At 72.6% G+C, this 12,446-nt stretch carries 13 protein-coding genes and 1 tRNA gene; 3 read left to right on the forward strand and 11 right to left on the reverse strand.

Annotated elements, in window-relative coordinates; genetic code table 11:
* Window positions 1-140: 140 nt before the first annotated feature.
* Window positions 141-2,537, forward strand: coding sequence for a hypothetical protein (locus tag AB0910_RS23660; RefSeq protein ID WP_366746620.1), 2,397 nt, complete (start codon window positions 141-143; stop codon window positions 2,535-2,537).
* Between the two features lie 54 nt (window positions 2,538-2,591).
* On the opposite strand, the gene AB0910_RS23665 is transcribed toward AB0910_RS23660, so the two are convergent.
* Window positions 2,592-2,663: transfer RNA gene (locus AB0910_RS23665), tRNA-Val, on the reverse strand.
* 122 nt (window positions 2,664-2,785) lie between these two features.
* Window positions 2,786-3,790 (reverse strand): DMT family transporter, encoded by a 1,005-nt coding sequence (locus tag AB0910_RS23670; protein ID WP_366746621.1) that lies wholly within the window; start codon window positions 3,788-3,790, stop codon window positions 2,786-2,788.
* Between the two features lie 148 nt (window positions 3,791-3,938).
* On the opposite strand from AB0910_RS23670, the gene AB0910_RS23675 reads away from it, so the two are divergent.
* Window positions 3,939-4,391: an Lrp/AsnC family transcriptional regulator gene (locus AB0910_RS23675; protein ID WP_345655686.1), complete on the forward strand. Its 453-nt coding sequence runs from the start codon at window positions 3,939-3,941 to the stop codon at window positions 4,389-4,391.
* Window positions 4,392-4,407: 16 nt separating this feature from the next.
* Here the strand turns inward: AB0910_RS23675 and AB0910_RS23680 are convergent, their stop codons facing one another.
* The 9 genes from AB0910_RS23680 to AB0910_RS23720 form a co-directional block, all read right to left on the reverse strand.
* Entirely contained in the window at window positions 4,408-5,505 is a 1,098-nt protein-coding gene (locus tag AB0910_RS23680) for a histidinol-phosphate transaminase (protein ID WP_366746622.1), read from the reverse strand.
* A gap of 89 nt (window positions 5,506-5,594) precedes the next feature.
* Window positions 5,595-6,581 carry an ornithine cyclodeaminase family protein gene (locus AB0910_RS23685; RefSeq protein WP_366746623.1) on the reverse strand — a complete coding sequence of 329 codons (987 nt, stop codon included), beginning with the start codon at window positions 6,579-6,581 and terminating at the stop codon, window positions 5,595-5,597.
* A gap of 97 nt (window positions 6,582-6,678) precedes the next feature.
* Complete coding sequence (locus AB0910_RS23690; RefSeq protein ID WP_366746624.1) at window positions 6,679-7,272, reverse strand: prephenate dehydratase domain-containing protein; 594 nt, start codon at window positions 7,270-7,272, stop codon at window positions 6,679-6,681.
* A gap of 52 nt (window positions 7,273-7,324) precedes the next feature.
* Entirely contained in the window at window positions 7,325-8,302 is a 978-nt protein-coding gene (locus tag AB0910_RS23695) for a branched-chain amino acid transaminase (RefSeq protein WP_366746625.1), read from the reverse strand.
* A complete protein-coding gene (locus AB0910_RS23700) occupies window positions 8,299-9,720 on the reverse strand; it encodes a phenylacetate--CoA ligase family protein (RefSeq protein WP_366746626.1) in 1,422 nt (473 codons plus the stop codon). Before AB0910_RS23700 ends, AB0910_RS23695 begins: the two co-directional genes overlap by 4 nt.
* A gap of 119 nt (window positions 9,721-9,839) precedes the next feature.
* Window positions 9,840-10,259 carry a DUF2000 domain-containing protein gene (locus AB0910_RS23705; protein WP_366746627.1) on the reverse strand — a complete coding sequence of 140 codons (420 nt, stop codon included), beginning with the start codon at window positions 10,257-10,259 and terminating at the stop codon, window positions 9,840-9,842.
* Between the two features lie 10 nt (window positions 10,260-10,269).
* Window positions 10,270-10,563: a Dabb family protein gene (locus AB0910_RS23710; RefSeq protein WP_366746628.1), complete on the reverse strand. Its 294-nt coding sequence runs from the start codon at window positions 10,561-10,563 to the stop codon at window positions 10,270-10,272.
* A complete protein-coding gene (locus AB0910_RS23715; protein ID WP_366746629.1) occupies window positions 10,445-11,500 on the reverse strand; it encodes a menaquinone biosynthesis protein in 1,056 nt (351 codons plus the stop codon). The genes AB0910_RS23710 and AB0910_RS23715 overlap by 119 nt, the downstream gene beginning before the upstream one ends.
* A complete protein-coding gene (locus tag AB0910_RS23720) occupies window positions 11,497-11,814 on the reverse strand; it encodes a chorismate mutase (RefSeq protein WP_366746630.1) in 318 nt (105 codons plus the stop codon). Before AB0910_RS23720 ends, AB0910_RS23715 begins: the two co-directional genes overlap by 4 nt.
* Before the next feature lie 489 nt (window positions 11,815-12,303).
* Between AB0910_RS23720 and AB0910_RS23725 the strand changes: the two genes are divergently transcribed.
* A partial coding sequence (locus AB0910_RS23725) for a 3-deoxy-7-phosphoheptulonate synthase (protein WP_366746636.1) occupies window positions 12,304-12,446 on the forward strand: 143 nt, incomplete at its 3' end.

Here is a 12,446-nt window from a genome sequence, read left to right on the forward strand (position 1 = left end):
TACAGGTCCCCGAGGCCTCCCACCAAACCGCGCCAGGACTACGGCCGCCCGTACTCAGGCACCGCGCTGAGTACGCGTGGGCCGCCTCCTGAGTACGCGCGCAGATGGCCGGGCCGCGGGGCGCGCGGACACTCACGGGCATGACGAACGCCCCCTCCGTGCGGGCCCGGCTGGCCGCCCTCGACGAGGAACTGCGCCGGCTGGACGGGCGCAGGCACGTGCTGCTCCGGCACCGCGCCCACCTGCTGTCGCTGCTCGCCGCGGCGCCGCCCGCCACTGCTCCCCCGGCCTGGCCCGCCCCGCCGCCTGGCGCCGCCGCCTGGCCCGCCGCGCCGCAGCGCCCGCGCGAGGTGGCGCCGCGCGGCGCGCAGAACACCCTGCTGGCGCTCGGCGGGACGCTCCTCGCGACCGCGGCTGTCGTGTTCACCGCGGTCAGTTGGGGCACGCTCGGCGACGGCGGCAGGACGGCCGTGCTGACGCTGGTGACGGTCGCGGCGCTCGCGGCCCCCGCCGTGCTCGCCCGCAGGGGCCTCGGCGCAACGGCGCAGACCGTCTCGGTGCTCGGGCTGCTGCTCACCGTGCTCGACACGGCCGGCCTCGCGTCGCTGACGGGAGCGGGCGGCTTCGCCTTCGCCGGCGGCGCGGCGCTCGCCCTGGCCGCCCTGTGGACGGGGTACGGGCTCGCGCTGCCCGCGCTCCTCGTACCGCTGCCCGCCGCCGTGTTCGCCGGGCAGTTCGCGGGAGTGTGCTGGGCGGTGGCGGCCGGCGCCCCGCCGCTCGTGCTCGCCTGGACGCTGCTGGCGACCGGGGTGGCGGACGCGGCGGTGGCGCTCACCGCGGCCCGGCCCGCGCTCCGGGTCTCCGCTGCCGTCGCCGCGGCAGCGACCGGCGGCTCGGGCATGCTCGCCGGCGGTTGGTGGTCGCTGGCCGCCCGCACCGCGGCCGGAGCGGCCCTGCCGGGCCTGCTGCTGCTCGCGGGGGCGGCCGCCGCGTCCCTCGCGGCGGCGCGCGCCCGGTTCCTCACGGTGCCCGCCGCGGTCCTCGCGACGCTCGCCGCCGTCGCCGCCGTGGGCGACGCGGCGCGCCACGCGGTGCCGGACGGCTGGGCGGTGACGGTGTATCCGGCGTGCGCGGCGGCGGCCTTGGCAGCGGCGCGGCCGCCGCTCCCGCGGGCCGCCGCCCGCGCGGTCGCGGCGAGCGCGGCCGGGGTGGCGGGGGCCTGCGTGCTGTGGGTGGCGCCGGTGCCGCTGCTGGTGCTCGCCGAGTCGGCCGCCGGCGTCCGCGCGGACGCCGGGCCGCTGCCCGCGGGGGCGGCGGCTGCCGTCCTGGCCGCCGTGGCGCTGCTGCTGCCGCCGGCCGCACGGCGGTCGGCAGGGCCGCGGTGGGCGGCGGCGGCCGGGTCCGCCGCGCTCGCGCTCGGCGCCGCGGCCGTGGTCGCGCTGCCCGCGGCGCTCGGGCTCGGCCGGGTCCCGACGGCGGTGCTGCTGCTCGCGCTGGTCGCCGCACTCGCGGTGGTCGCGGTACGGCCGGTGGCGGCCGCAGGCACGGCGGTGGCGGTGACGGCCGCGGGGTCAGCGACGGTCTGCTGCGTGCCGCTGGTGGCCCTGGCCGCGGGGGCCCACTGGCCGTTGCTTGTGCCGGTCCTCGGGGCGCTTGCCGTGCTGGGCGCGGGGGTCGCGTCGGCGGGCGGCCGGGGCGTAGGGCGTGCCCCGCTCACGGTGCGGGCGGCGGCGGGACCGTGGGCCGTGGTGTGCGCGGCGGCGTGCGGATGGACGGCGGCGGTGGCGGCGGGTCTGCCGGCTCCCGCCGTCGCGTTCGCGCTGCTTCCCGTCCCCGCGGCGGTGGCCGCGCTCCTGGTGGCGGGCGTCCCGCTGCCGCGTCCCGTCCTTGCGGGCATGGAGACGGCGGGCGCGGCGGCGGCCCTCGCCGCGCTCTGCCGGGCGGCGGCGGCCCCTGCCGCGCTCGCGCCGGTGCTGACGCTGTGCGCGCTGCTCGCCGCGGGCACGGCCGTGCGGCCCGAGCGCCGCACGGCGGGCACGTACACGGCGGCCGGGCTGCTGGTCGCCGCGGTGTGGGTGTGGCTCGCGCGGGCGGGGGTGGCGGCCCCCGAGGCGTATACGGCGCCGGTGGCGCTGCCGCTGCTCGCGGTGGGCGCGGTGCAAAGGCGGGGGGACCGTACGGCGTCGTCGTGGGCCGCGTACGGCCCGGGGCTGGCCCTTGCGCTGGTGCCGAGCCTGGGGGCGGCCTGGCTCGACGCCCACTGGCTGCGCCCGCTGCTGCTCGGCGTCGCGGCGCTCGCCGCGACCCTGGCGGGCGGCAGGCGCGGCCTGCTCGCGCCGCTGACGCTCGGCGGCGCGGTGCTCGCGCTCGACGCGCTGCACGAGCTGGCACCGTACGTGGTCCAGGTGGCGGGTCTGGTGCCGCGCTGGGTGCCGATGGCGCTGGCGGGCGCGCTGCTGCTCGCCGCGGGCGCGACGTACGAGCACCGTCTGCGGGACGTCCGCAGGCTGCGCGCCGCGCTCGGCCGCATGCACTGAGCGCCCCCGCACACGGCGAAGCCCCCGGAGGATCTCCGGGGGCTTCGTACGCGGTGGGCGATACTGGGTTCGAACCAGTGACCTCTTCGGTGTGAACGAAGCGCTCTCCCACTGAGCTAATCGCCCGCGTGCGACATCAGATTACCCCATGTCAGGGGTGCCTCCGCACCGCTTTCCCGCGCCGCCGCCCGCGGGCGGCGGCGCGGACCGTCGGGGCCCTCGGGCCGCCCGTCCCGGCGGGTTCTTGTTCAGCGACGCTCCTTGGGCTGCTCCAGGCTGCCGCCGCCCCGGTCGACGAGACCGAGCATGACGCCGCCGACGATCACGATCCCGCCCGTGGCCTGTGTGAGTTGGACGCTCTCGCCGTTGATGAGCACGGCGCCGAGCACCCCGAACGCCGGGACGAGGTTGAGAATGTTGACGGCTACGGACGACTTGAGCGCCTGAAGCCCGTAGTTGTAGAGGAGGAAGCCGCCGACCGAGCAGCCCACGGCGAGGTAGACGAGGAGCGCGGAGCTGGTCGGGGACGGCACCGACCAGTGGGACGCCTCGAAGAGCGAGGCGAGCAGGAAACCGGCGGCGCCGGCCGTCATCTGATGGCAGGTCACGCTGACGGCGTCCCGGCCGCCGGCGAGCTTGCTCACCAGGTTGTACAGCGCCCAGACCATCCCGCCGAGCAGCAGCAGGATGTCGCCCAGCCACCGCTGGCTGCCGCCCACGGCCGCGCCGTTGCGGACGACGAGGTACGCGCCCGCGGCCGCGACCAGCACGGCGACGATCCGGGCCACCGGCATCCGGATGCGGAAGACCGCCAGTTCGAGCAGCATGGTCATCAGCGGGTACGAGGCCACGATGAGGGAGGCGTCGGAGGCCGTGGACAGTTCGACGCCGAAGTTCTCCAGGATGAAGTACACCGTGATGCCGAGCAGTCCGCTGAGCCAGGTCAGCAGGCGCTGCCGCCCCGTCGGACGCTCGATGGGCCGGCGCCTCGCCAGCAGGCGCGTCATGGCGATGAGCAGGAGGGCCGCGAAGGTGAACCGGAGCGCCCCGATGGTGAGCGGGCCGACGTCGGACAGCACTTCCTTCGTCACCGCGTAGGAACTGCTCCACAGCAGGGCCGCGCCGACGACGGCGACGATGGAGAGGACCTTGGTGCGCCGGGCGCCCGGGGCCGCGAGTCCCTCGGCCCGCTCCGCCGCCGTGGCGGGAGCCGTGGTGTCCGCCCTCGGCCGGGTACTCGTCTTCTCCGTCACCTTCACCCTCTTCTCCCGCACACGGCTGTTCGGAAAAATTATCCGATCAACGCGAATTGCCCCTCCATACACTTGGCAATCTAGCAGCTGAACGGCAACATGGACCGGTCAACGAATTATATTCGGTCCCGGGAAGAGGTGGCTCAGGGTGGACGAACTAGATTCGGCGCTTGTCCGGCTGCTCCAGGAAGATGGTCGGCGCAGCAATCGCGATCTCGCACGAGAGCTCGGTATCGCGCCGTCCACCTGCCTGGAGCGCGTGCGCTCGCTGCGGGCGCGCGGCGTCCTCCTCGGCTTCAGGACCGAGGTCGACCTGCCCTCGCTCGGCCGGGGGCTCCAGGCGGTGATCGCGGTGCGGGTGCGCCCGCCGAGCCGCCGGGTGATCGAGGAGTTCCGCGCCTTCGTCGAGGCCATGCCCGAGGTCCTCTCGGTGTTCGTGCTGACGGGCGGCGACGACTTCCTCATCCATGTCGCCGTACGGGACACAGAGCACCTGCACTCCGTGGTGCTCGACGAGCTGACCAAGCGCACGGAGCTGGCCGACGTGCGGACCTCCGTCGTCTACTCGCACATGAGCCGCAAGGTCGTCGCGCCCGCCTGAGCGTGGCCGCCCGGCGTCAGGAGGGGTCGGGCACCGACGCCGTCGCGACCGCGGCCGTGACGGACAGCAGCAGGTCGTCGGCCTCGCGACCGCCCACCGTGACGCGTACGCCGTCGCCGGGGAAGGACCGCGTCAGCAGACCGTGCGTCTCGAGTTCCCGCGCGAAGGCGTCGGCGCCCGCGCCCAGCGGCAGCCACAGGAAGTTCGTCCTGCTCGGCGCGACCGGCCAGCCCTGGCCGATCAGGGCGTCGCGCAGCCGGTCACGTTCCTTGGCGATCTCCTCGACCCGGGCCCGCAGTTCGTCCTCCACGGTCAGGGAGAACAGCGCGGCCTCTTCCGCGATGCGCCCGACCCCGCAGGGCACGGCGCACTTGCGCAGCGCCTCGGCGACGGCCGGACTCGCGAAGCCGTAGCCGACCCGCCAGGCGGCCAGGCCGTACGCCTTGGAGAAGGTCCTCAGGCTGATCAGGTTCGGCCGCTCCCGGTGCAGGGCGACACCGTCCACGGCGTCCGCGGAGCCGCTGAACTCGACGTACGCCTCGTCGAGTACGACGAGCACGTCGTCGGGGATGTCGTCGAGGAACGCCTCGACCGCGGCGCGGCCCACCGCCGTGCCGGTCGGGTTGTTCGGCTCGCAGAGCAGGACGGCGCGCGTGCGCGGTGTGACGGCCGCGGCGAGGGCGTCGAGGTCGTGGGTGTGGTCGCGCAGCCGGACCTCGACCGGTCTGGCGCCCGCCATCCGCGTCACGATGGGGTACGCCTCGAACGAGGGCCAGGCGTAGACGACTTCGTCCCCCGGCGCGAGGAACGCCTGGCCGATCTGCTGGTAGATGCCGACCGAGCCGGGCCCGGTGACGACATGGTCGAGCGGGACGTCGTACTTGTCCGCCAGGGCCCCCGCCAGCCGGGTCGGGAAGATCTCGGGGTAGTGGTTGCTGCCGCCGGACGCGCGGGAGATCGCCTCCCGGACGGACGGCAGCGGCGGGAACGGGTTCTCGTTGAGGAAGAGGCGGTACGACGTCCCACGGGCGGGCGGCTGCGGCGGCTTGGGCACGTAGGCCGGGATGCCGTCGAGAGCGGTGCGGGGCACCGGTGTTGAGGCGAAGCGGCTCATGGAGAAGGTCCTTCCGCGGCGGCGGTGGTGCCGCCTTGCTCGGGCACGGGCCGGTCGCGGCGGAGCGCGCGGCGCCGTGCGGGTCGCCCTCAGTCGAGGGTGAAGCGGTGTCCCAGGTGCTCCCTCTCGGCGGCCCTGGCGATGGCGAAGCCCGACATGATGTCCTGGACGCCCAGCCCGAGGGACGCGAAGAGGGTGGTCTCACGGGCGTCCGAGCGGCCGGGGTGCTTACCGAGCAGCACCTCGCCCAGCTCGGCGAGGATGTGGTCCTGCGCGATCAGGCCCTCCGCGATGGGGTGGTGCAGGTCGCCGGACTCGGCGAGGGCCGACTCGCGGCTGTCCACGAAGAGCCTGGCCCGCGCGACCGCCTCCGACGACAGCTCACGGTGGTCGGCGAACGACGCCCCCACGGCGTTGACGTGGGCGCCCTCGGCGATGTCCGCCGCTTCGAGCAGGGGCTCCCGAGCCGCGGTCGTGGTGCAGACGAGGTCCGCGCCCAGGACCGCCTCCGCGGGTGTCGGCGCCGTCTCCACCTGGAGGCCGAGTTCTGCGGCGGCCCACTGCCGGTACGCCTCCGCGTGGCCGGGCGTGCGGCTCCACACCCGGACACGGCGCAGCTCGCGCACGGTCCGCATGGCTTCGAGGTGGCTGCGGGCCTGGACACCGGAGCCGAGGATCGCCAGGTCGCCGGCGCCGGCCGGGGCGAGCGTGTCCGTCGCGACGGCGGAGACGGCGGCCGTGCGGATCGCTGTGACGGCGCCCGCGTCCATGAGCGCGAGCGGCTCTCCCGTCTCGGGGTGGAAGACCATGACGATCCCGATGTGCAGGTCGAGGCCGCGTGCCGGGTTGCCGGGCTTGAGGACCATGGCCTTCAGACCGAAGCCCGCGAGGTCGTCGCCTCCGACGTGCCCTGGCATGGTCCCGAGCAGGTCCTCGCTCGACGCGGGCCGCAGGATGGTGCGCAGTGGCTGATCGGCCAGCCCTCCGCTGTAGCGGCGCAGGGCTTCCGCCATCACCTCGACGGCGTACTCCATGGGGTACAGGCTGCGAACGGTTTCCCGGTCTATCAGCAGCATGCGCAGGCTCCTTCGTGACAGGCGCGCGGGGTCGGGAGGCCCCGCGGGGGCTGCGCGGGGCGGGCGCAGGTCCCCCGGCGGGGCGCCGGGCGGGTGGTCAGTCGCTCGTGCCGAGCTGGAAGACGGACCAGAGCATCCGGATGGGGCGGGTGCGGGAGATGAACTGCAGGTGGTTCGCCTTCGCGGCGGGCTCCGTGGTGAGCGCGAGGTCCGTGTCGAGGGCCTGGGCTTTGGCGGCCGCGGCGCTGGTCGAGTCGGCGAGCACGAGCTCCGCAGCGCGGTACTCGTCCGGGATGAGCTCCTCGATCAGCGGGACGGGCGCGGGGTGGGAGGCGATGCGGGGTCTGCTGCCCACGGCGTGGCCCGGCGACACGGCGATGCCGTACTGGGGGGTGTCGAAGACGAAGGCACCCGCGAGCCGGAGCTTCGGCGACATGTAGAACGTGTTGACATGCGCGTAGGCGTTGGCGACCAGGAGGTGGGTGGCCGTGCCGTCGAAGAGTGCGGCGCCGGCCTGCTCGTAGGTGTCGTGGAGCTCTATGGTGGCGGGGCCACTGGTCCCCCGGTCGGCCCACAGGTATAAGGCAGCTTGCTCGCTGCTGGTGCCGCGCGGTCCCAGTGTGGCGATGGAGGCGACGGTGCCCTTCTCGGCGTCGGGGCCTATCCAGTGCTGTCGCAGTGTGTCGGGCATGGGGATGCTCTCCGTTCGTAGTGCGTGGACCCGGTACGGGCGCGGGCTCGGCTCAGCCGACGGGCAGGAGCCAGTCGGCGTGCCGCGGGTCGTCCCCGCGGACCAGCTTCTGGTAGGCGTCCATGAGCCGTGTGGCGAGAGGTCCGGGGACGCCGGCTCCGACGGCGCGCCCCGCGATCCCGGTCACCGGCACGACCTCGGACCCGGTCCCGGTGAGGAAGACCTCGTCGGCGGTGAAGAGGTCGTGGCGGTCGAGGTCGGCGAACTCGCAGCGGACGCCGAGGTCCTCGGCGAGGCGGATCACCGTGTCGCGGGTGATGCCCTCCAGGAGTCCGGCCGTGACCGGCGGGGTGACCAGCCGGTCACGGACGACGGCGAACACGTTGGACGTGCTCGCCTCCGCGACGTTTCCCGCGGCGTTGAGCAGGATGGCGTCGTCGCAGCCGCTCGCGCGGGCCTCGTCCACGGCCAGGGCGCTGTTGAGGTACCCGCCCGTGGCCTTGGCCCGCACCGGCAGGACGTCGCCCCCCGGACGGCGCCACGAGCTGATCGCGCAGCGTATCCCCGAGCGGTCGGTGTAGGAGCCCATGGCGAAGGCGATGACCGACAGCGCGTCGGTCACCCCGCGCAGCTGGACACCGGGCGGGGTGCCCGGCATCAGGGACCGCTTGTACGCCAGCGGGCGGACGTAGCTGTCCTCCGCGAGACCGCTGCGGCGCAGCAGTTCCGTGGTCAGCTCGGCGAGTTCCTTCACGTCGAGGCCGACGTCGAGGTGCAGGGTGCGGGCGCCGCCGAGGAACCGCTCGTAGTGCTCTCTGGCCCGGAACAGGGACAACTCGCCGGTGGAGCGCTGGACATAGGCGCGGATGCCCTCGAAGACGCCCGTGCCGTACTGCAACGCCTGGGTGGACACCGGCACCTGCGCGTCCCGCAGGGGCACGAAGGCGCCGTCGTGGTAGGCCACGGCCGCGATCGCCGGCTTGCGCTGCGGCCGGTCGCCGGGGCCGTCGTGGACCGGTGTGCCGGTCACCGGGCCCGTCCCGCGGTCAGGGCGAGCGCGGTCGCCCGCTCCTGGTCGGGGGCGCCGCGCCGGTCCTCGATCCTCGCGGCCTTCCAGCTCACCATCGCGCCGGTCGTGGTGACGGGGCCGAGAGGGCCGTACTCGAAGGAGACGTCCACCCCCAGCCGCTCGCGGCAGTCGCGGACGACGGACTGCTCGTCGACGCGCACCTCCGGATCGTCGTCGGGGACTTCAAGGCGCAGGGTCAGCGTGTCGCGGCCCTCCACCTCGTCGATCACGATCTGGTAGTCGAGGTAGCCGCGGGGATGCGTCAGCAGCAGGTTCTCCAGGTCGTAGCCGTTGACGCGGTGTCCGCCGATCACGAGTTCGTCGCGGGTGCGGCCGAGCACTTCGAGCGTGGGCGCGGGAAGCGTCGCGTCCGCGGCGGCCGGCGTCAGCCTGACCAGGTCCCCCGTGCGGTAGCGGATCAGCGGCTTGCTGCCCTGGTAGAGGGCGGTGAGCACCAGCTCGCCGTGGAGCACCCCGTCGCTCGCGGGCTCGACCGCGGCGCCCGTGAGGGGGTCGACGACCTCGTACACGTTGAGCAGGGGGGCGGTGTGCAGGAGGCCGTCGGCGGCGGCCGCGCCCATCACGGAGGACTCCTGGGACCCGTACAGGGCGTTGTAGGCGCGCGCGCCCCACACCGCGCCCACGTTCTCCAGCAGGCTCGGCGAGGCCAGCTCCCCGGTGCACATGATCACGTCGAGGTGGAAGTCGCGCCGCGGGTCGAGCCCCGCCGCCCTGGCCTTCTTCGCCAGCGAGAGCGCCATGCCCGGCGTGCTGAACAGCCCGTTCGCGGGCAGTTCGCGCAGGGCCTTCAGGGCGCGGTCGTAGCCGACCATGGGCGAGTGCGGCCACATCTTGGCGACGGCGTGTCCGAGGTTGCGGCAGACCTCGCCGAAGGTGTCCCCGAAGGCGTGCAGCTCGGTCGGCCCTGAGACGCCGACGACGAGGTTCTCGCCGTACTGCTTGAAGATCGTCTCGTAGTAGACCGTCAGCGTGGTGTTGTTGTTCAGCGAGTCGACGTTGTCACGGGGGCACGGGGTGCTCCTGCCGGTCGTCCCGGTCGTCTCGTAGAAGATCCATGCCTTGTTCAGCGGCTGGGAGAGGACCGCCTCGAACTCGTTGCGCAGGTCGTCCTTGGTCGTGAACGGCACGGACGCGAGCTGCTGCGGCGTCAGAGCCGAGATCGACGCGGGGTCGACATCGGCCAAGTGCCGCTTGTAGAAGGGGGAGTTGTCCTTCACATAGGCGACGGTCCCGCGGAACTGGGACAGTTGCCAGGCCGCGAGGTCGGCCTCCGACATCTCGCCCCGTACATACGTGTAGTGCCGGTCGCGTATGTCCCGTGCGACGCGGGCGATTTCCTCGTTGAAGACAGTGAACACCGTTACTCCTGAATGCTCGGCGAGCCGGTGGTCCACGCCGCAACCCGAACACCCCGCGTACCGGGTTCCGGTGGCGGAGGACGTCCGCCACCGGAACCCGGGATGAGTCCGAGGGGTGTTCAGCGATACAGCGGCAGACTGCCGGTCAGCTTGTTCACGGCCGACTTGCCCCCGCACACGGCGATGGCGATGTACGGCAGCTCCGCGGCGATGATGCGGCCCGTTCGGTCCGTGTACTCGTCGTAGCTCCGCGACGACTGGGCGACCTCGGTGAAGTCGACGACCAGAACGTCGGGGAACTCGGCGGATTTCAGCACGATGTCGCGCAGCGCAGCCCGGTCTCCGCGGAGGATCGGCAGCGGAATGCTGGTGATTCCGTGGTGGGAAACTCCGTCCGCATCCTTCACGTCGTCACCGATGATTCCTTCGGTGAGATGCCCGACGGAGAGCGAAAGAGCGGCCACGGCATTCATGGCGAGCCCGGTCGCGATGTCCCCGTCGACCACGAAGGTGCATTTGTCTGCATTACTGAACGACATTGTCTCCTACTTACTCTTCGATATCCGCGATGACCCAGTCACTGATCTCCCTCCAGATCGCTATGGCTTTCTGGTGGAAAGGATCAACGAGGTAGCGCTCAAGGGCGTCCTCGTCGTCCACGAGACCGATGACAGCGAGATCATAGGCGATGGGGCGTGCCGAGACATTCCTGCCCACGGTCCACTCACGCAGTTCCGGAACCTCGGCCCCCACTTGTCGGCAGACACGCTCCGCCTCCTGCGCCGCAGGCGTTTCCCACGTGATCCCGTCCTTGAATTTGAACAGTACGATGTGCCTGATCATTTTCCTTCTCCTGACGCGTGGACGGAGGCCGGGGAGGTGGCGGGCCCGCTTCACCCGGCGCGAGCCCCGGCGCGAACTCGGGTTCGACTCCCGCGGGTACCTCACCGTGTGCCGCGGCCCGGCGGGAGAACTCTTCGATCGCCGCGAACTGCCGCTGTCCGAACGAGTAGTCGATGGCCCGGTAGTAGCTCAGCAGGGTGTCGAAGGGGACCGGCCCCGCGGGCGAGCGGAGCGACTCGCGGTGGGCCGCGGCCGCGACCGCGAGGGGCGCACGGCGCGCCCGGTCGACCGCAGCGGTCAGGGCCTCGTGCACCGCACGCACCTGCGGCTGCCGCTCCTGCGCGTACCGCCTGCGCACGGCCCAGACGGCGAACACCATGGGCAGCCCCGTGCAGCGCCGCCAGAGCTGCCCCGTGTCGTGCACGGCGAGATCGGGCCGCTTCGCCACGGTCAGCCGCAGGGCGTCGTCGCCGATGAGGACGGCCGCGTCCGCGGCGGCCAGCATGGTGTCCAGGTCCTGACGGTGCGCCACGTACCTGGGTCTGACGCCCACGAAGTCCTCGAGGAGCATGCGCACGAGGAGCACGGTGCTGCGGCTGGTCGTGGAGAGCGCGACCGTGGCGCCGTCCAGTTCGGCCGGCGAGGCGCCCCGCGTCACCAGGTGGCACGAGAGCACCGGCCCGTCGCTGCCGATGACGGGCCCCGGGAGGAGCACGAGGCGGTCCGTGTTGCTGAGGTACTGCACGAGGCTCACGGGGCTCACGTCGAGCCCGCCCCGCACCAGTTCGCCGGCCAGGGCCTCCGGAGGGGCCGACAGGATGCCGAAGTCCTCACGCGTTCCGCCGTCCGCGAGTGCCCAGCGGAGCGGAGCGCAGTTGAGGAAGGAGATGTCACCCAGCCGAGGACGCGCGGTCCGGGTGAGCGGACGGGGCGTCATGGCAGCGTGACGGCGGGGGTTTCGGGCGACTCGCTCGGCCGGCTCCCGTCGGCCGGCCGGACGCCGCGGCAGAATTCCAGCACGCTCATCGCGATGGCGGCGCCCGGCCGCCCGAGCCGGGCCGTGTACTGCTCAAGAACCGTCATTTCCCGGGACAAGACCGTCCGGGTGCCCCCCTGGCCCACGCGTAAGGACTGGATTCTCCGGGAAATCTGGGACCGCTTTTCCAGCAGTTCGATGATGCGCATATCGAGCTCGTCTATTTCTTCGCGGTGTGCCGCTATCGCGGAAGCACCGGGGTTTTCCTTTGTCACAGCACGCACCTCTCCCACCCGACGACCTCCGCCCTGTCCCCCTGAGATCAAGAAGGCTTCGACGGGGCGTAGTGGCGTGATTACTGAAATCAATCCTACGGAACGCGCCATGATGCGCAACCGACTGTGCCGCGCATCACATGGGCGCAATCGAAGGTGACCGGAAAACAGCCGTGGGCCCGGCCGGCGTGGAGATCTTGCCGGTCGCACGGGGCGGCCGAAAAAGTCCGATCATGGCGCGAACCGTCTGCGGCGACAAGCTCCGTTCATTCTCTATTCACAGACGGAAGGGGAAAAGCGCAGGAAGCCACTCAACCGTTGCCTGGACCAACCACTTCGGCCGCGCAAGATCTATTGCCCGAATTGCGTGGCACATGCCTCCGACATGATCTACGTCAACCCCGCCACGCCGTCCTTTCCGGCCGTATACACCTTGCGCGCGGCCTCATACGCCGCCGGCGCGGACGCGGCGGCGACTACGGTGGATCCATGACCACTGAGACACGTGCCTCCCTTCATGGAGAGGCATGGAGTTCCCTTCCCGCTGCGCAGCAGCCGTCGTATCCGGATCAGGAGGCGCTGCGTGCGGTGGTGGCGGAGCTTGAGGCGTGTCCGCCGCTCGTGTTCGCCGG

The organism is Streptomyces sp. NPDC047002, from assembly GCF_040704505.1.
Classification (GTDB): domain Bacteria; phylum Actinomycetota; class Actinomycetes; order Streptomycetales; family Streptomycetaceae; genus Streptomyces.